The sequence below is a fragment of the Chlamydia sp. genome (genome assembly GCF_017472245.1).
In the GTDB taxonomy this organism is placed as follows: Bacteria; Chlamydiota; Chlamydiia; order Chlamydiales; family Chlamydiaceae; genus Chlamydia.
Genome location: NZ_JAFUQR010000010.1, coordinates 19601 through 38424 on the forward strand (window position 1 = coordinate 19601; position 18824 = coordinate 38424).

An 18824-nucleotide genomic window follows, 5' to 3' on the forward strand; every position below is an offset into this window, starting at 1 on the left:
TTTCCTATATAAAAACATAACCAGATAGATCGGTGAAGAAAAGGAATTCTTCTCCTTTCAGATCCTAGAATACTCCTCCCAAAGCGAAAAAGAATCTTTGAGATACATCAATTTTTTCCTTATTGAGGATTTCTGTTGGACGGAATGGCCAGCCCCAACCTAACATGATTGGTACATTGTTCATCATATCAAAACGTAATCCAAATCCAGCACTACTACATAAATCCTTGAGACGGATAGTGTATTCTTCGGTACCGATGAAACCTGAATCCAGAAATACAAAGGCATTGATACAGGGTTGAGAGATCACTGGATACTGGAATTCTTCCGTTAACAGTAGGGAAGACAGTCCTCCCTGTGGTTCTGTTGGAGAAAACTTAGGCCCAATAATGAAAGGCTTGTAACCTCGAACAGTAGATTCTCCTCCCAAAAAGAAACGTTCGCTAATAGGAATTCCTTCTGAAGTTGTTGTTCCAAAAGGTTTAATGAACTTAGCCTCTCCTCGAATTTTCAAAACACCTTTTTTGGTTAATAGGCGGTAAATAGAGCCACTAGCAGTTAATTTAGTAAATTGATAGGTTCCCCCTAACCCTGAAAGTTCAAAGTTTAAAGAGCTGCGAATTCCCATCGTAGGTTTTCTAGGATTGTCAATCGAGTCGTAAAGGACATTAAGCCCCGCAGCAGAAACAAACCCTTTGTTGCTATCTAGATCTGGTCCAGGTTTATTAGGATTTTGTGTTTTTTTTCGTAAACTTAGACTTGTTTGGCTACCCCGATAGTACATTCCATATTTTAATTTATCGTTTAAAATATACGTGGTACTAATATTCCCTCCGTAGGTGTCTACGAAATAGTCTTTGGATAAAGCTTTATTAATAGATTTATCTAATTCTACACCTAAAATCCATGGAGTATTCAAGAAATGGGGTTTTGTCCATTTAACAGTATAATCAGTAACTTTGTCCCCTAAATTTGCTTTTAAGAATAGATATTCTCCGCCACCTCTTAGAGACTTAAATCCTTTTTTCAACAAGTGTCTTGCACCAAATAAATCAAAGTTACTTTCCGCGATTTCAGCCCCTCCGAACAAGTGATCTAAGGAGCTAAACCCTAAGAACAGTCCTAAATTTCCTGTTTCAGTCTCTTTTACTTCTATGAAAACGTCCCTATAAAGGTCATTAGCATCTAAGGGATCTAGTTGAGAGCGTACCGTATAAACGCTTACACTTTTAAAATATCCAGTGTTGCGTAAACGAGTTTCTGTGTCTTCTAGCTTTAATCTATCGAAAGTATCACCAGGAAATAAGCTTGTCTCGTGTAAAATTACGTCATGTTTAGTATGCGTATTTCCTTTAATCTTGATTAATCCAACTTTATAAGGGGACCCTTCGCTAATTTTATAAGTAATGTCATAGACAGGAAGAGTCGGATGTGCACTAAAGGCTACGTCAACATTGGTATTTACGTACCCATATCTAGCATATGCACTGCGGATCTTTTGAGCTCCAGTCCAAATTTTTTCTGGGCAATACAGGGAATTTGGCCCGACCAATAGTTGTTTATCCAGTAATCGTTTAGATAAAGCACAAAAACCCTCGATATGTACATGTCCCAAGGTATATAGAGGACCTTTATCTACTTTGATAAGAAGAGTAATGTTCCCTTTAGCATCTGTAGATATCTCCTTAGTTACGCTTGCATCCGCATACCCTTTATTTTGGAAATAATTAGTTATAGCGAACAAGTCTTGTTCTACCATGTCGGGGTGATATACACCGGCTCCTGTGAACCAACTTGTCGTTGTAGAATACTGTTTGGTTAAAACAACATCCCCTAGGTCAGATGCTTCAGCCCGAGTAATGCCTGAAATGACTAGTTTTTTTATACGTCCATGAGGACCCTCTTTAATCTGAATAGAAATGTCGATAAAACCTTCTTGCTCATTCTGATTATGAGAATAGGACAATTGAGAATCGTAGTATCCGCGTTTTAGATAAAGGGTTCGTAGGGCATCAAAATTTTTAAAAAATAACTCACGATCAAAAAGATCGTTTTTGTAAAGCTCTAGTGTTTTTAAAATTTTATGAGTAGGAATAGCCTCATTCCCAGAAACGTTAACTTGTCTAATGACAGGCTTTGCCGTCAGAACGAGAGAAATAACAGCCTGTCCGCCGTGAAATTCTATGACAGGCTCTACGCGATCAAAACCTTTGGAAAGGGTTCTTAAATCTTCATCAAAATCTGCTTGAGAAAACAGCGTTCCTTGTCTTGTTTTGATTTTGGGAATAGAGCGTTTATTTTGAGCATTCTCTCCTTGAGTTGTTATTGTAACAGATTTGACAACCACACGGCTTTCAGCGACTGCACCAAAAGCTGGTTGTAAAAAAGGAAACAACAGTAAAACAGCAAATCGCAAAATTGTTTTTTCTCGTATTCCAAGCATTATTACTTCCTTTATCTAGAAAAGTGTTCGCTAGGGATGAAGTTTTTATTCCTAAAATTGTGGCGCAGTTCCCTTAGGAAGCGCACCATTTATACTTTTGAGGAAGAGATTGACGTCCCTCTTTCTACTACACTATAGGAACCCAGCCTCACAGTTGTCTTTGCGCGTATTAGATTAAGGCTACCCAAGACCTATCCAATTACAATAGAGAATCGAGGATAATTTGACTAGCCTTACAAATACTCTCAAAAAAAGAGAGCGCCGAAGATTTTGAATCAGAAAAAAAAAGCACCCCTTCTAGCAGGTTCGGGGGAGAACTTAGAAAGGATGCTGGTTGTTAGTAAAAACCAACTAAACCGCCCCAAATATACTTCAAAAGCTGTTTTTTGAAAAACGTTTCGCTTTTGTAAAAATTGTTAAAAGCAATTTCTTCCAGAAAAAGCCCGAGATAAGGTGCTGACATCCACGAAATCAAACGATAAACCAACAGGCATTCCAAGAGCAAGCCTAGAAATTTTTATGGGAAGATTTGAGAATTCTTGTTTTAAAAATAATGCCGTTGCATCTCCCTCTAATGTGGCATCGAGAGCAACAATAATTTCTTTTGGAGACAAAACTTCTATTTTTTGTTTGAGAGCTTTTAATTTTTCTGGAGATAAGCGTTTCCCTGTAATAGGAGAAAGAAGATTGCCAAGAACAAAGTAGTGGCCTTTGAAAATTTTTGATTTTTCGAAAGAGAAAACATCTTTAGGGGTTGCGACTATGCATAAAAGAGAAGAATCTCTGTCTTTACTACAAAAACTACAGGCGGAATCTGGATTATCTTTTAAGCAAAAGCAGTTCGAACAAGCTGCATGTGCCGTAGAAAATTCTTGTAAAGCAAGGCCAATGGCTTCAACTTGTTGGGGATCCCACTCTAATAATTCGAAAGTTATTTTTTCTGCAGATTTCAGCCCTATGCCAGGCAGTTTCTTTAAAAGTGAAATGAGTCTAGAAATATAGTCAGGATATTTTAACATAAATTTTAAGGTAATTGAGGTCTATTGCCTAGATAATCGATTATGGGGATAGATGCAAAATAAGGGTTAGGGTATAAACCCCTCTAGCAGTATACTCGATTTTTTCTTTTTGTTTTCAGGTGCATGTGAAAAAAGATGTAAGAGCGTCGATCTGGGGGACCGGATCGTATTTGCCTAAAAAAATTTTAACAAATGCTGATCTAGAAAAAATAGTTGAAACTTCAGATGAATGGATTTCGACTAGGACTGGGATAAAAGAGCGCAGAATAGCTTCTGCTGAAGAGTTTTCGTCTTTCATGGGAGCAAAAGCTGCAGAAAAAGCAATAGAGGCTGCGAAAATTTCAAAAAGCCAAGTGGATTGCATTGTATTTTCTACTGCAGCTCCTGATTACATTTTTCCTTCAAGTGCCGCGTTAGCTCAGGCCTATCTGGATATTAAGGAGGTGCCGGCCTTTGATTGTCTGGCGGCATGTACGGGCTTTCTTTATGGATTGTCAATAGCTAAAGCGTATGTTGAATCTGAAATGTATCGGTGTGTTCTGGTAATTGCAGCAGATAAGTTGTCTTCCTTTGTTAATTATAAAGACCGTAATACTTGCGTCTTGTTCGGGGATGGGGGATCGGCCTGTGTTGTTGGCCCTTCCAGACCAGGAGCTTTAGATATACTTAAGGTAAATTTAGGGGCTGATGGAAAGCAAGGGGACTTATTACGGTTGCCAGCGGGAGGAAGTCGTTGTCCTGCTTCTCAAGATACCGTACAAAATCAGCAGCATTTCATTACTATGGAAGGTAAAGAAGTATTTAAACATGCAGTACGGCGGATGGAGTTTGCTGCTAAAACGTGTATTACAGAAGCAGGGTTGCAAGAAAGGGATATAGATTGGTTGGTTCCTCATCAGGCGAATGAGCGTATCATTGATGCTATTGCAAAACGTTTTGCCGTGGATGATTCTCGAGTGTTTAAGACGCTCTCTAAATATGGAAACACCGCAGCTTCTTCTGTAGGGATTGCTTTGCATGAGTTACTGCATATTCATGATATTCGTTCAAAAGAACGACTATTACTAGTTGCTTTCGGTGGAGGATTGTCTTGGGGGGCTGTAATTTTACAGCAAAGATAAAAGGGAGGCTGTGTGATAAAGCGCATAGGATTATTGTTTCCTGGGCAAGGGAGTCAGTTTGTTGGCATGGGTAAGGATCTTTGTCAACAGTATTCAGAGGTCTCAAGATTATTTGCACAAGCCGATGAATTTCTCGGATTCTCGCTCTCTTCAATCATGTTTGAAGGTCCTGAAGAAAATCTTTTGAAAACTGCAAATAGTCAACTGGCTATTTATCTTCATAGTTTAGCCGTTTTAGAGGTTTTGCTAGCACGATGTCCTTTTGAGCTTGTTTTAGTTTCAGGGTTAAGTCTGGGAGAATATACAGCATTGACAGCTTCTAAGCGTATTAGTGTGGAAGATGGGCTTCGGGTGGTTCAGAAACGGGCAGAGCTTATGGAGGCTGCTTGTGAGCAATCTTTGGGAGGTATGGCGGCTGTTTTAGGATTGCCATCGGAGGTTGTATCGCAAGCTTTAGAATCTATAGGGGATGGGATTTGGGTGGCTAATTACAATGCTCCCAAGCAGACTGTAATCGCAGGTATTAGAAGTAAAGTAGAAGAGGCTGCTATAGTTTTACGAGAATTAGGGGCTAAAAAAGTAGTGATGTTGAAGGTTTCTGGAGCTTTTCACACACCATTTATGCAGATGGCACAAGATGAATTGGCCCCTTATTTATGTCAGATAGCTTTTAAAGACTCTGCTATTGCATTTGCTTCCAATGTAATAGGAGAACTTGTTTATGAAAATGAGATCATCCGTTCTTTAATGATTAAACAAATGACTTCTCCAACTTTATGGTATCAAACATGTTTTCAAATTGATCCGAAAGTGGATGTGTTTCTTGAGCTTGGACCAGGAAATGTTCTAACTGGGCTTTGCCGATCGATAGGTCTTGTGACGCCTTGCAAGCCTTTAGGGTCCGTAGAAGATATAGAAAATTTTTGTCGGAGTTGTGAATGAGTGGCTTATTGGTAAATAAGACAGCGATTGTGACCGGTGGTTCTAGGGGAATTGGTTTTAGTATAGCACAATTGTTTGCTGAGCATGGAGCTAATGTTCAGATTTGGGGAGTCAATGAAGAGGCTGGACAGGCTGCGGCCCAAAATCTTTCTGAAAAAACGAAAAGGAAAGTATCTTTTGCTTTGGTTGATGTCAGTAAGAATCATATGGTTTCGTCCCAAGTTCAAAACTTTTTGTCAGAATATGGGACTATTGATGTTGTTGTGAATAACGCCGGTATTACTAAAGATGCTCTCTTAATGAGAATGTCCGAGGAAGAGTGGTCTTCTGTAATTAATACGAATTTAAGCTCTGTATATAACGTTTGTTCAGCTGTTGTGAGACCTATGATTAAAGCTAGGTCTGGTGCTATTGTGAATATTAGTTCTATTGTGGGGCTAAAAGGAAGCCCGGGTCAAACCAACTATGCTGCAGCTAAAGCCGGGATTATTGGATTTAGTAAGGCTTTGTCCAAAGAAGTTGGAGGAAAAAACATTCGTGTGAATTGTATTGCTCCAGGTTTTATTGATACTGATATGACTAAAAGTTTAAGCGATAATTTGAAAAGCGAATGGTTAAAAGGTGTTCCTTTAGGGCGGGCTGGATCTCCAGAAGAAGTTGCTCAAGCAGCTTTATTTTTAGTTTCTGAGCATTCTTCTTATATCACGGGGCAGGTTTTAAGTGTTGATGGAGGGATGGCTTAAGAAGTTAAGAAAGGTTATCTTGAAAAATTAAGTTTTTTCATGGTAACTTCTTCTTTATCTCTGCGGGCAGTTTATACTTCTCGCTTCAGGCCTTTCTGAAAATTGTATTTGGGAGGCACTTCTTTGACTGTAGATACAGTCGAAAATATAGTAGCTGTTGCAGGGCATGCTCAATTTATTTAGTAGGAACCCTTACGCATAGAATGTGCGAAAGAGTAGACTTGTGGGGATCGATTGCGCTAGTTTTGTATAAAATTAGATTTTTTTTGCTATAGGCTCTGCGAGAAAACCAATAGCTGTTTAGAACAGTCATGAGCCGTCCGTCTGATTAAGATGGGAGGCGCTTCATTTTGAAATGAAAGTAAGGATCATAGGATGAGTTTAGAAGATGATGTAAAAGCGATTATAGTTGATCAACTCGGAGTAAGCCCTGAGGACGTCAAGGAGAGCTCTTCTTTCATAGAGGATCTTAATGCTGATAGCTTGGACTTAACTGAGTTGATTATGACTTTGGAAGAGAAATTTGCTTTTGAAATTTCTGAAGATGAAGCTGAGCAGCTCCGTACAGTTGGTGACGTGATTAAATACATTCAGGAGCGTCAAAACTAAACTCTTTGAAAAAAGAGTCTTGCGCCCACAGTTATTCCTATTAGGAGCTGTGGGTTTTTTTATTGGTCGCGAAAGATTATTTGTTTTGAATACAGTTCTAAGAGAGCCAGGGCAACAGAGGGACATTCTTCAATAATGCTTAAGAACTGTCCCTTGCTTAATATAAGAGTTTTTACAAGAGTGATAGCTTCGGCAGAATACTTCCGAATACTATTATTAAAAAAACTTTCTTCTCCAAAACTATCAAACGGTTTGAGACTAACATCAATTGCAGCTTCTTTTGAAAAAATTTTTACACAACCCTCAGCTATTACATATAGGCTAAAGCTTCGTTGCCCTTCTGAAAAAATCTCAGAGCTTGCTTTAAAAAGCATGACTTCAGACTTATCTGCTATGGAAAGCAGCACGTCCATGTCTAAAGAAGCAAATAAGAAAGTCTTTTTCAAAAGAAAGGCTTTATCTATGAGATTCAAGAAAGTTCCTCCCATTAGGTTATGAATTTGTTATATATTCTTGAGACAAAACAGAACCTTTTTGTTTCTTAGCAAAATTTTGTAGAGAGGAAGAGAATTCTGCATTGCATAGAGAGAGCTCTTCCTTTAGCTGTGAAGCTATGAGCTTACTGAAATAAAATGGGGTTTTTTCGATCCAATTGAGTAGCTCTTCAATAGTTAAAAGTTCAACACCTTTTTTCATATAATATTTCTCTTCAAAAACATGTGTATCGCGATACACGAAAGGTGTGACAAGAGCGAATAAATGATTTTCGCTATCTTTTTCCAAAGATTCTAAAGCCTGGGCTCTAGCTTTTAAATTTTTCCCTGTTAAAGATCTAATCAACACATCAGCATAATCTGCAGAGCCGGTAATTGCTAAGAAAGCTAATATAAAATTGACTTCTGCTTGATAGTTAGCTTCTAAAGTTTCAATAAGAAGATGTAGGTTATAGCAAGGATAACGCTTCTGTATGAAATTTTTATGGTAATCGTAAAATAAGGCTTTTGTAGCTTTTGATTTTAAAATTTTCAAAGCTAATCGTTTCAATAGACCATTGTCCACTCGACTTAGGGCTTTTGCCGCCATGATGCGGCAGCTGTTATGCAAGGACCTGTTAGTAATAATATCTACCAGGCTTGGAGCATACTCTTTAGGAAGAGAAGATAAGATAGTTTCGGCTAGTTTACGCAAAGTATTTTTGAGTTGAACCGAAGTGGTGACAAATTTATAAATCAACGAAGAATCTAAAAGAGGTGCTATGGCCTTAAGCAAGGCTTGAGCTGCTCGGATATCTTTAGTTTTCCCCAAAGTGTTGAGGATAGTTTCTCCATATTGACTGTATTGTTTGTGGGAGCTAGCTTCCAGAGCCAAGCAGGCTTGTAAGAAGACTTCTTCGTTTGGATGATTTAAGAAAGGAAGAACAGTTAAGAAATTTGAGTGTTTTCGTTCTAATACTAATATGGAGAGCCCTTTGATGATCAATTCTGGATCTTCAGATTCGAAAATTTCTGAAAGGCGTTTCTGAGCTAAGTTCTGATACTCTCCTTCAGGTTTATGTTTTCGTACGGTAAGTATGGCAGCAAATAAGCGATCTCCAGATTGATCGTAAAGATCATCCGCAACATCTGAAACATTGATTAAATCATGTTCTGCAAAGTAGAGATGAAGAGCCGTAGCAATAGCTGGATGTTGAGGAAGGCTACTCCAGCGTTTTAATTGTTCTAAAGTAAGAAAATCTTTCGCCCATACACTATTCTTCAACATGTTTAAGGTTTTAAGCTTACCTGATAAGCCTAGCTTATTCATGTGAAGTAGTAAATTCGGAAGAACAGCCCGATTTTTCAGATTCAATAAATGCTGAAATGCAAACATTTGATTGCGTTCCTGGGAATTTTTCAAATGCGTCAACAAAAGTATTTCTGCTTGGCGTTTTTCGCCATCATTCATTTTTGCGAACCATTCAGATATGGAACGTCTTAAGTGGATTGCTTCTAAAGAAAGATTTCTAAGAATAGCTTTAGAATAATGAGTTCGTAGTAACAATGCTGAAAGAATACATACAGCAGCAATGATAATACAAAGCATATAGTGATGCGGGATGAATAAGCAGAGGAGGGCGCAGATGAACATTCCTGCGGGTTCAACAAAAGACTCTATAGCGATTCGGACTTGGTTTCGGATCTTATTGGGGATTCCGTAAATTAATAACTGAAGATTGTTATCATCAAGAGCATAGGAAAAACCTTCTCTGGTAATCATGCCCATAGTTGCTATGAAGACAGAAGTTTTGATTGACCAGCAACAGAATAAGCTGAAGAAGCAGATAGGAGCAAAGAGAATAACATTATTGATTCCAAACCTTGTGATTACTCGGCTATAAGCAAACAAGGCAAAAAACATATTTCCTAAGGAAATCCACGAAGAATATTTAGTAAAGTTCTCTATCAGTTCGAAGTTTTTTGTATTCCCAAAATAATTATCAAAAATTTTTAGATAATTAAATTCTGTGAATACGACGAGCAGCTGCATGAGAAAATAGAAGCTAATTAGATAGAAGGTATATTTATCTTTTATACATAGTTTTAAAGCTTGCTTCGTTGAAGGAGAATAACCAGTATCTAGGAAAAGATCGTGATCCTCAGAAAGTTCCTTTAAGGATAATGAGATGTAATGAATTAAAGGGAACGTAAAAACAATTACTATAACGAAAGAGAGAAGAATCAGTTCTGCTCCAAGATGTTGGATCTGATTTACGATACGAGCACCTAAAAAATCTCCACAAAAAGTGGTCGCATTAAAAATACAAAAATGACGTTTTGCGTCTTGGATATCAAAGAATTGATCTACAAATCCCCAAAAATTCGCATAGCAAAAAATTGTTAGGCCCCAAATTAAGATCCTGTAAATAAAAATAGGGGTCCCAGAGACTTGGCCATGTATAGCAAGATGCCAAAAAAGGTATAAGTTGCAAACTAAAACGCAAGATATGAACGAAAGAAAGAGATTTTTTGGTGATACTCTCTTCCGAGAAAGACTATAAAGAACCAAGCACGAAACAAAACAGAGAAAGAAAGATGCCCCCAAATAGGCAAAGGGCAGTTTTTTTGCTCCAATTTCTTCTAAAAATAAGCTCTCTCCTAGAGCAAGAGAGCCGTAGCAAGCGACACTCCAAACGAGCCCTAACAAAAGAAACAATAAAGCTCTTTTCTCTTCTCCACGACGCAAACTGAGCAGAAAACGTAGGGCTTGCAACAATCCGCTTCCTTTATAAAAAAAGTACTATGCTAGTATATTTAATTATTAATTTTCAAGGTTGTTTTAAAAATAATTCTAATTATAAATATTATTTTACTTGTGTGTTTACACAAGGAATCATTTTTTCGCATTTTGTCAAAAAGATACTTGCAATGGAAATACAACAGATTAGCAGTGTAATAGAAGCGCTAACAATAGCCCAGATTGTATTAGTTGCTCCGGAAAGGCAAATAAGAATAAAGGGCAGCACCCCGCTAAGACCTAAAGAAGCCAGAACAATAATAGCTATAGCAAAGATCGATACTGCACCCAAGCAGGCTGCTAAAAACAAAGGGCCTAATCCCAAGGGTCCGCGTGATTGATGAGATTGGATTAATCGTCTCTTTAAGGAAGAAACTTCTGTTTGCAACGCAAAAAGATTATTTTGCATCGAAGCAAGCTGTTGAGGATAGATAGGGACTGTAAAGAATGGATCATGGGGTCCCCAAGCAGAAAAAGTATGTATACCCGAGTTAGAGGGGGTCGGGGAGGAGGTGGAACCTCTTTTTTTGGACGAAGTAGGAGAAGGTGAAGAGAGAGAGCGAGACGAATCACAATTTTCTTCTGTATTAGATAAAGAACATGTCACAGCGTTAATCACAGATACTTACTCCCTAATTAAACTTCTAATTTTGTCTTGTAAGAGCCGATGCTTACTCGTGAGGATTGAGATGTGTGGATAGAGTAAATCCAGAAGGTCTTGTAAGGAGCTCGATATTGCGTAGGCAAAGAAGCAACAATGTGGTTGCTATGCAAGTGAATACTGGTAAGGATACGCTAGCTCCGATAGTCACTGTATTAAGCGCTGCAAGAAGAAAAGGAAATCCTCCGCAAACGGTGACGATGGAAAGAACAATTGCTGCGATAGCCACGAGAGCAAAAACTGTCAGCATCGCAATAGCAACTTTCTTACTTGCCGGAATGTGATGAGGTTGGATAGAGATTCGGTTAACGTCTTCTGGCGTTGAATTTTGTACCAAGTAAACCATATTTTCCTCTATAAAATCACAACAGAAGGTCTTCAATAAATCTAGAAGACCTTAATCGACCAAGGAGTGTATCATGCAAAAGACTTACAATCAACTTAGTTAAAAAAATTAGTTATGTAAGTAAAATCTTGTATATAGCTTATGGTTAAGAAGAAATAAAATCCCTCCACCAATTCCCCACTGCATTAATAAACTGAGAATATTGTAGGAAACGAAAGGATTCCACCAATATTCCTGAGGTAGCAGAGCTCCTTCATAAAAATACCAAGCCAGCAATAAAATTCCTTCTATAGGCAATAAAATTTTTATCAAAATGTCGAAATAAGATTTTAATTTGTAGTCGCTAGGAACAGTATTGATAGTATTTTCTCTCAACAATTTGATTCCGTAGGTTAATGCTGCATAAACAAAAATCATGCCATTGAGAATAAGGGCTATTCCCCATACAGTGTCTTGATTTTCGAAGAATTGTAAACTCAAGGCTGATGGGACTCCAATTAGAAAAGCAGCGATTGTGGCAGCAGATTCTGCAATATGTTTTTTGATTCCAAATTCTGTTAATGTTTGCGAAAGAAGGAATAACATTGAAATCATCGAGGATAGTGCAGCCATGGAAAAAGCAAGAAAGAAGACGGCGCTAAAGAATGTTGAAAAAAGGTTGGCATGAGGAAGTCTTGTGAATAGCTCCGGCAGATAAATGAAAGCCATACCTATATTGGAGGCTCCAGTACCTTCTCTCAACCCTAAAAGCTCTGTTGAATCCAATGATGCGCAAGCAGAAAAGATTATTACAGCCATTAAGAAGGAGATAAGATTGTTAGTGATTGCAGTGATAGTTCCGTTTGTGACTAAACTTGTTGGTTTTGAAGCAAATCCTGCATACACAAGAAGGAGTCCCCATCCAGCTCCGGTATCCCAGGCATTTTGGGTTAAAGCTTCTATCCACACTTTATAGTCGGATAAAGAAGATTTATCAAAAATGAATAACAACCGAATCCCTTCCCAAGCATTGGGAAGCGAGATAGCTCTTCCAAGTAAAACAAGAGAACAGACAAAAAAGAGAGGGATCAGAATTTTATTACAAGTTTCGATACCATTAACAATTCCTTTTCGAACTACAGAATAAGCTAGAAATAGAGCTAGGCAATGGCAACTTAGAGGCATCCAGCTATGACAGTGGTTTATCCAAAGTTGAGAAAAATTATTTCCAGAAAGTATTTCTCCTGTGACAGCATAGAAGAAGTAGCTGAAGCCCCATCCTACAATATTGGAGTAGTACCCAAGTATACATGTTGCAACAAGAACGACAAATCCTCCTAGCCAAGCAGATTTAGAGCCTGCAGTACGAATTAAGGCTCCGACAGGTGCTTTTCTTGTAAGCTTACCGATTGCGAGTTCAACAATGATTAAAGGAATAGACCAGATGAAAAGAAACAGCAACCACAGGAGAATGAAGCTGCCTCCTCCATTTTGAGCGACCATTCTTGGGAACCGCCAAATATTGCCGGCTCCGATAGCAACTCCCATCATAGATAATATAAATCCTAGTCTTGATGAGAACATTGTGTTTTTTTTGCTCATAAACAACTCTTTTTTAAGACAATCACAAACAACCCTCAGATTTAAAAGATTACAATATAACTCTGGTCTTAATAAAAGATCCTGAAATCAAGAGAAAATTCTCTATAAGGGCATTCCTTTTCAGTTTTAGATGAAAAACCTCTGATCTGCAAAGATCTTTATTTTTTTGGAAAAGGACAAAACGGGAGCTCTTTGTTTTGTAAGAATTTCTTATTTATTATGGAAACAACGCAACAATCGGACCAAACGTTGATAAAAGTTTCCAGCATATCCAACAAAGCATAGGCCGGAAGGATAAGGCCTAGAAGGCCTAGAGGTATGTTCATGGAGGACAACAAAGACGATGTTAAGAAGTAACATCCCATAGGAACTCCTGCATTTCCTATCGCTGCTAGAGTGGCTATGAAGACCCAGCTGATCATGGACAGAGGAGAAAAGATTATCCCGTTAGATGCTCCAATAAAAAGTACTGTTATTAGAATGAATGCGGCACAAGCGTTCATATTGATCACGGAGCATAAAGGGAAGACAAAGCGAGAAATAGTCGGGTTTATGTGTAGGTTTTCCTCAGAAACTTCCATGGTCAAAGGCAAGGTTGCTGCAGAAGATTTAGAAAAAAAAGCTGTTGCTAAAGGACGAGACATAAGTCGAAATGTCCGGATTGGAGAAATTTTTTTTAACTTCAGCAGTAGAGGAAGGACCACTAGTCCTTGTAGGCAATTAGCTGTAATTACGCAAAACAAATATCTCCCAAATTTGGTAAACTCTAAATCCCCCGTACGCATCTCTCTAATAAAAAGGAGAGAGAAAGAGAAGGTGGCGAGAGGTAGTGTTTTCAAAATGCCTTTAGAAATACTAAGAAGCAGAGAGAAGAAGGTGTTAAAAGCACTGCGGACGAATAACCGCTCATCTTCTGGAAGAGACAAAGAAAATGAAGCTAGCAAAACAGACAAAAATGCAGCAGCAATTACATTACTTTCTAGAAAAGGTTCTAAGACGTTCGCGGGTATTGTATTTGATAAAACTGCAAAGTAGCCTGTCGAATTAGTCTCTATATTCATGGTGAGCCCATCCTGGTGAATAGAGGGCTTAACGATCACAACTAGGGTTAGTGCTATACTAGCGGAGATGACCGTTGTCAGAAAGGTATAATAAAGTGAGGATCTGACAACAGCAACCATAGAGCGCAGGTTTTTAATCGAAGTAATCGTTGAGCCTATGGCAAAAAATACAAGAGGAAGGCTTAAAAGCTTTAAAAGCTTCAGAAAAACAGCAGAGATGATTTCCGCACCGGAAAACACAAAGGGGAGGTCAGGCCAGCCGAGAAGAAGTCCGAACACTATGCTGGAACTAAGTAGAATATTACTCTTTTTTTGAGAAAATAAGAGTTTCAAAGGTTGGCGCATAAAACCTCGGGTTTCTAAGAGAACAACGTCCTAGGGGGTTAAATGTAAGAAAGAGAGGGCTTTTTTTGCAAGAAGGGGCTTTGTATAAAATATTAAATATTTTTTTTGTTAATTTAAGTTCAGATACTTGGTTATTAAACAGCTATTATGATAAAATAGTCGAACGGTTTTTATTTGAGAATCAAGGTTTTAGGAGGAGCAAATGAGCTGTTCTATCAGTGGAGAAAAGGCTTGTGCGACCTTTCAGCAGATGGCAGATAATTTGTCCAACTGTACAGAACGGATTCGAAATGCCTGTTCTGCAAGAGTAAGCGCAAAGACTGCAGGAATAGCTTTAATAGTCATAGGGGTTCTGATTGCTACTGCCGGAATTATAATTGCTGCCGTAGTAAATTGCTTATCTGCGGGACTTATCCTGGCGATGGTGGGTGCTGCTCTTGCAGGACTAGGGATTGCTCAGCTGTGTAGTCGTCGCACAGAATTAGAGCGGCAGCTTGCTAATATTGTAAATCGGATTGAATTTCTTAAAGGAGAATATGAGGCTCTTCAAGAAATTTACAATGCAAATTGTGAAGCTCGCCGTACAGCAGGTAAACACTGTCAGGAATTAGAGAAAAGTATAGATGACCTATGTAGGAAGAATGCTGAAACAATTAAGATTCTTGAACAGGATGCTCAGCAAGAAAAAGAGAGAAGTCTAAGGGTTTTTAAAGAGAGTTTAGAACAGAGTCAGAGTACTTGTAGTCGATTAACTGAGGAACGTAATCTATTAGCTGAGGAACTTTGCAGAATGGCGGACAAGTATTGTAAATTAGAGCAGCAGAACAGTGAATTAAAGCAACAGATTCAACAGCAGCAGGCATCTCCAAAAAGTTAAGAAGCAGTAATAAAAAAATAAAAATGTTCTTCGATGAAAGACCTTCTCTTAATGTTTAAGGGAAGGTTTTTTTTATTCGAAATTTTCTTCAATACTTCCTTGGCTAGGGGTGTCCATTTATTGATTATTTTGAATGCAAGTTATTAATTGAAAGTTTTTTGTGTGCAATCAAATTTTTTGATAAAGTGGTCTCGATTGAAATAAAAAAAAGGAAAAAAATGAGTGCGGTTGGAGAAAAAAATTCTTTTTTAGATGCTGTGCCTCCTTTAATTGAGGGAAAGTCTCTGCTGTCGAAAATAAAAACTTGTAATTACTTAAAAATTGTAGATATAGCTCTTGCTATTCTTGGTGCTGTAATGATTGTTACTGGAGTACTAACTTTTGTAGTTTGTGCTGGTAGTCTTGCTAATCTTTTAAGTGTTGTAGCATTAATTCTCGGGTCTCTTTGCGTTGGTGTTGGGATAGCTCGTGTTATGAATAATTTCGCTCGGTCTAATTTAGAAAATCAAAATTTTCTAATCCAGCGTCGTTTACGTAATCTTAGAGAAGACAAAGAGGCGTTAGTCTCATTGCTTATGATTAATCAGCAGTTCTTACGGAAGCTTGCTTATGATGTGCAAACTTTGGAAGCTAAAGTTGCTGTTGCGGAGGCAGCATCCAGTGAGGCTATGAATAATGAAAAATCATTGCTATCCGACATGCGATTAGTTTTGTCTAGTTATACGAGATGGTTACGGACTATTGAAGAAGAAAAATTAGCTCTTCGAGCAGTTTTAGATAAAAGTTAATCACTTTATAATAATGACCTGTATATAAATTTTTGAAGCTTAAAATAGTTTTGTTTTTTACAAATACAAAAGCTTTATATCATTTTTTCTTAATGAGGAAGCTTCCCTTTGTTATCTTTTTATTCCCCAAGCATCTTTATTAGATTATCTTTAAAGTGATTCTAAGCTTCTCAAGCGTCTTCTGTGTTTCTTATTTGGAAATAGAAGTCATTTCGAAGTTTTTTATTTTAATCTTATTTTTTTGTAGTATTTCTGCCTTTTTCAGTTTAGAGGAGCCATGCTTAATATAGCTCTTGGTTGAAATTCTTGTTCAATTCCTCGTATTGAGCACCCCAATCCAGAATCTTGTCTTCCTACTCAATATGGGAAGAAGATTTTTAAGATACTAGCTGTTGTATTTGGGGTTTTCGCAGTTTTAGGTGGAATAGCTTTGCCACTTTTTCTAGGTAGTTTTGCGTTAGTACCGATGTTTTTTTTAGTTATCGGATTTGTGACTACGATTCTTGGCTCTGGTATTTTAGGTGGGGTTTTGGTTAGTTGCTATAAAAAATCTTCCCTGCTCCCTGTTACTCAATATCAAAATTTGATTTGTTCTTATCGAGAGCTTTTAGAAGAGGCTGAGAAGGATTTAAAAGAAGCAGAGGCAGAGCTAACCGTAAAATCAAAAAAACTCGAGGAAATTCAAAAACAATTAGAAGCTTTGCCAAGAAATATGGTCTATAACAACAAGATAGGGGAATATTAGCAATTTTGGAGTTAAGTGATCATGGAGATAACTAATAAGTCTTTAAGTTGTTGTAGGTGTAATCCGCTGAAAACTGGGGCTATTTCGAAGTTTCATAAATCTTTTGTCTCTTATTCTAAGGTATATCAGTGTTTAGTTATTGCTATCACTTGTTTGATTGCAGGTGCCTGTATGAGGTAATTAGTTTGGTTTCGTATTTGCTGTCGGTTATGCGAAAATTGGCGCTTTTGCTATCAGAGGTTAATGGGATCGTAGGCAAAATTTCTGAAGACTATATGCTTCTCGAAGACAAGAAGATGCGGGAAGTGAATATTCTCAACGAACATGTGGATATGCTGAATAATTTTTGCTCAAATTTTTCTTGATTTTCGGGGAATAAATTGAAATTGATCATTACTTAAAGATAAGCTCTTCTTGGGGCAGATGTAGAGTATTTCTGTCGTCTGGATTCTTTGCTTTCGAGGAAGGTCTTTTGAAGATTTACGATTTTCAGACAAGTTCATGTTTTAAAGGTAGGTGTGTGAGAAAATAGGGGATAATGAGAGATTTTTTGCCCTACTTTCTTGTTTGAAAACAGGATTTCAGCCTGTTTTTTTGTTAAGTTTTTTTGAATTTAAAAATTGTTTCTGTAAAACTCCTTCCCTTTTTTGACAAGAAAGGAGGAAAAATGGGAACTATAATACAAGGGATGAGGAATGCTTCTAATAACTTGCAATCATCTTCTATGAAAGAAAATGAGGGTTGTTGTTACCGTTTTGTACATAAAATTAGCACAACTGCGCTCCTAATTTTGGGGGTTTTAATTGCTGCAGGAGGAGCTGTAGTGCTAGCTTTATTGTGCACTCTCGCTCCACTATCGTTGTCCTGTGCAGGGATAGCATTAATTGCTTTAGGAGCGGTTATTTTAGGAATGGGGCTTACCTATGCCTGTAAATGTTGTTTCCAGTCTAGAATGGAGCGTCTTCTTGTCCAAGAAAGCAAGGAAATGTCGAGTCTGAAAGAAAGTTTACTAGAGACTAGGGTTGATATTAAGAATTTGGTGGAAGAAAACATTTCTGCGCAGCAGACCAATAATGAAATAGTCCAGTCTCTTTTGGAAGCTTTCGATAAGTTGACTGGTAGATATCAAGCTATTGTATCAGACAATCATTCTCTGCAAGCTGCTTTAGAGCAACAAGTGCTTTCATTGCAGGAGCGCTGTCAAATATTGGAAGAAGAAATCCTGAGACAGGAAAGGCTTTTGCAACAGCAGAAGCCATCAAAGACTTCTCAAACAGATTTAGCCGAGAAATTACAGCATTTGAAAAATAAATACAAAGACAGTCTTATTTTGATAAAATCTCTAAATCTAGAACTTTCGGAATTGAAAGTTTACTGTGCTGATTTACAGGGAATTCATCAAAAGCTCGTAATCAGTCAGAAGGAAAATCTTAAGAAAGATGAGATCATCAAAGAACTTAAAGTCATGATAGCGCATTATGCTAAAATATGCGATGAGCGCGGACTCTGGATTGAGAAGTTAAAAGAAGCTAATAAAGAACTGTTGTGTCACGCTAATCATTTGGCAAGATCGTTAATAGAACATAAGAAACTTTGCTTAGGTGAAAGGCTTCCAACAATTATGGAAAGTGCTGATAAGGATGAAGAAGACGATGATAGTGATACATTTGGGCGATTAGTTTAGATTTGTTCGATAATATAAGCCTTTTCACAAGAAGAGGCTTTTTGTGTTAAAAGAAAGATTGTAGTCAGTAATTAAGGGCTTGTACCGTAGAAGAGCCTGCAAGTTCAAAATTAGAAGGAGTTGCAATCAGAAATCTGTCCTGCAAAGTATCAGCTTTGGCACTTATGCTTAATGGAGGTCATTTTTGTTAGTAAATGATAGGTAGATGGCTTCCTGTCTTTTGTTTTATTTTTTTTATTTGGAAAAAATTTTTTTTGGGGGGGGGATTACTAACTGAAAACAACAATTAATGTTTGAGTAAAAACTCTGAAAAAAGAAAACGAAAAATTGTCAGTATAGGTCAGTTGAAAATCTTAGACCGCTATGGATGGTCATGAGATACAGGACAAGCAAGTTGAGCAAGAAAAAAATGTTATTAGAGAGAAAAAAGTTGTATTTAAAGTGTTTGTTTTGATAAATTTTCCCCCTAGTCTTTTGGATGCGTAGCTCAGCGGTTAGAGCACCTGTCTTACACACAGGGGGTCATAGGTTCAAATCCTGTCGTGTCCAGAATTGCGCGGGAGTAGTTCAACTGGTTAGAGCACCG

The 18824-nt window shown here is 37.7% G+C and carries 17 protein-coding genes and 1 tRNA gene; 10 read left to right on the forward strand and 8 right to left on the reverse strand.

Going from position 1 to position 18824, the window contains the following annotated elements; translation table 11 throughout:
- Positions 1-64: 64 nt before the first annotated feature.
- Together bamA and recR are read right to left on the reverse strand one after the other, a co-directional pair.
- Positions 65-2443: an outer membrane protein assembly factor BamA gene (gene bamA, locus IJ490_RS04500; RefSeq protein WP_291894802.1), complete on the reverse strand. Its 2379-nt coding sequence runs from the start codon at positions 2441-2443 to the stop codon at positions 65-67.
- A 416-nt stretch (positions 2444-2859) separates the two neighbouring features.
- Positions 2860-3462 (reverse strand): recombination mediator RecR, encoded by a 603-nt coding sequence (gene recR, locus IJ490_RS04505; RefSeq protein ID WP_291894805.1) that lies wholly within the window; start codon positions 3460-3462, stop codon positions 2860-2862.
- Positions 3463-3587: 125 nt separating this feature from the next.
- On the opposite strand from recR, the gene IJ490_RS04510 reads away from it, so the two are divergent.
- The 4 genes from IJ490_RS04510 (at position 3588) to acpP (ending at position 6877) form a co-directional block, all read left to right on the forward strand.
- A complete protein-coding gene (locus IJ490_RS04510) occupies positions 3588-4583 on the forward strand; it encodes a ketoacyl-ACP synthase III (protein ID WP_291894809.1) in 996 nt (331 codons plus the stop codon).
- Between the two features lie 15 nt (positions 4584-4598).
- Positions 4599-5525 carry an ACP S-malonyltransferase gene (fabD, locus tag IJ490_RS04515; RefSeq protein WP_291894852.1) on the forward strand — a complete coding sequence of 309 codons (927 nt, stop codon included), beginning with the start codon at positions 4599-4601 and terminating at the stop codon, positions 5523-5525.
- Entirely contained in the window at positions 5522-6268 is a 747-nt protein-coding gene (gene fabG, locus IJ490_RS04520; RefSeq protein ID WP_291894811.1) for a 3-oxoacyl-ACP reductase FabG, read from the forward strand. The genes fabD and fabG overlap by 4 nt, the downstream gene beginning before the upstream one ends.
- Positions 6269-6643: 375 nt before the next feature.
- Entirely contained in the window at positions 6644-6877 is a 234-nt protein-coding gene (gene acpP / locus IJ490_RS04525) for an acyl carrier protein (protein WP_291894813.1), read from the forward strand.
- A 59-nt stretch (positions 6878-6936) separates the two neighbouring features.
- Here acpP and IJ490_RS04530 read toward each other — a convergent pair whose 3' ends face one another.
- The 6 genes from IJ490_RS04530 to IJ490_RS04555 form a co-directional block, all read right to left on the reverse strand.
- Positions 6937-7350: a cyclic nucleotide-binding domain-containing protein gene (locus IJ490_RS04530; protein WP_291894815.1), complete on the reverse strand. Its 414-nt coding sequence runs from the start codon at positions 7348-7350 to the stop codon at positions 6937-6939.
- Between the two features lie 19 nt (positions 7351-7369).
- Entirely contained in the window at positions 7370-10126 is a 2757-nt protein-coding gene (locus IJ490_RS04535; RefSeq protein ID WP_291894854.1) for a hypothetical protein, read from the reverse strand.
- 91 nt (positions 10127-10217) lie between these two features.
- Positions 10218-10766, reverse strand: coding sequence for a hypothetical protein (locus tag IJ490_RS04540; RefSeq protein WP_291894857.1), 549 nt, complete (start codon positions 10764-10766; stop codon positions 10218-10220).
- Between the two features lie 55 nt (positions 10767-10821).
- Positions 10822-11157: an inclusion membrane protein IncB gene (gene incB, locus IJ490_RS04545; protein WP_291894817.1), complete on the reverse strand. Its 336-nt coding sequence runs from the start codon at positions 11155-11157 to the stop codon at positions 10822-10824.
- 108 nt (positions 11158-11265) lie between these two features.
- The gene (locus tag IJ490_RS04550; protein WP_291894820.1) at positions 11266-12738 is read right to left on the reverse strand and encodes a sodium-dependent transporter; all 1473 of its coding nucleotides are present in this window, start codon (positions 12736-12738) and stop codon (positions 11266-11268) included.
- A 158-nt stretch (positions 12739-12896) separates the two neighbouring features.
- Positions 12897-14144, reverse strand: coding sequence for a dicarboxylate/amino acid:cation symporter (locus IJ490_RS04555; protein ID WP_291894824.1), 1248 nt, complete (start codon positions 14142-14144; stop codon positions 12897-12899).
- Between the two features lie 202 nt (positions 14145-14346).
- Between IJ490_RS04555 and IJ490_RS04560 the strand changes: the two genes are divergently transcribed.
- The 6 genes from IJ490_RS04560 (at position 14347) to IJ490_RS04585 (ending at position 18787) form a co-directional block, all read left to right on the forward strand.
- Positions 14347-15021 carry a hypothetical protein gene (locus tag IJ490_RS04560; RefSeq protein WP_291894827.1) on the forward strand — a complete coding sequence of 225 codons (675 nt, stop codon included), beginning with the start codon at positions 14347-14349 and terminating at the stop codon, positions 15019-15021.
- 218 nt (positions 15022-15239) lie between these two features.
- Positions 15240-15809, forward strand: coding sequence for an IncA protein (locus tag IJ490_RS04565; protein WP_291894830.1), 570 nt, complete (start codon positions 15240-15242; stop codon positions 15807-15809).
- 430 nt (positions 15810-16239) lie between these two features.
- Complete coding sequence (locus IJ490_RS04570; protein WP_291894833.1) at positions 16240-16554, forward strand: hypothetical protein; 315 nt, start codon at positions 16240-16242, stop codon at positions 16552-16554.
- Positions 16555-16739: 185 nt separating this feature from the next.
- Positions 16740-16919 (forward strand): hypothetical protein, encoded by a 180-nt coding sequence (locus tag IJ490_RS04575; protein WP_291894836.1) that lies wholly within the window; start codon positions 16740-16742, stop codon positions 16917-16919.
- Between the two features lie 302 nt (positions 16920-17221).
- Positions 17222-18238 (forward strand): hypothetical protein, encoded by a 1017-nt coding sequence (locus IJ490_RS04580; RefSeq protein WP_291894839.1) that lies wholly within the window; start codon positions 17222-17224, stop codon positions 18236-18238.
- Between the two features lie 476 nt (positions 18239-18714).
- Positions 18715-18787: transfer RNA gene (locus tag IJ490_RS04585), tRNA-Val, on the forward strand.
- Positions 18788-18824: the final 37 nt, after the last annotated feature.

Bases quoted from the DNA above. Each gene is read 5' to 3' on its own strand.
- bamA (WP_291894802.1), bottom strand. From the start codon at position 2,443: ATGCTTGGAATACGAGAAAAAACAATTTTGCGATTTGCTGTTTTACTG.
- recR (WP_291894805.1), bottom strand. From the start codon at position 3,462: ATGTTAAAATATCCTGACTATATTTCTAGACTCATTTCACTTTTAAAG.
- fabG (WP_291894811.1), top strand. From the start codon at position 5,522: ATGAGTGGCTTATTGGTAAATAAGACAGCGATTGTGACCGGTGGTTCT.
- acpP (WP_291894813.1), top strand. From the start codon at position 6,644: ATGAGTTTAGAAGATGATGTAAAAGCGATTATAGTTGATCAACTCGGA.
- incB (WP_291894817.1), bottom strand. From the start codon at position 11,157: ATGGTTTACTTGGTACAAAATTCAACGCCAGAAGACGTTAACCGAATC.
- IJ490_RS04550 (WP_291894820.1), bottom strand. From the start codon at position 12,738: ATGAGCAAAAAAAACACAATGTTCTCATCAAGACTAGGATTTATATTA.
- IJ490_RS04555 (WP_291894824.1), bottom strand. From the start codon at position 14,144: ATGCGCCAACCTTTGAAACTCTTATTTTCTCAAAAAAAGAGTAATATT.
- IJ490_RS04560 (WP_291894827.1), top strand. From the start codon at position 14,347: ATGAGCTGTTCTATCAGTGGAGAAAAGGCTTGTGCGACCTTTCAGCAG.
- IJ490_RS04565 (WP_291894830.1), top strand. From the start codon at position 15,240: ATGAGTGCGGTTGGAGAAAAAAATTCTTTTTTAGATGCTGTGCCTCCT.
- IJ490_RS04580 (WP_291894839.1), top strand. From the start codon at position 17,222: ATGGGAACTATAATACAAGGGATGAGGAATGCTTCTAATAACTTGCAA.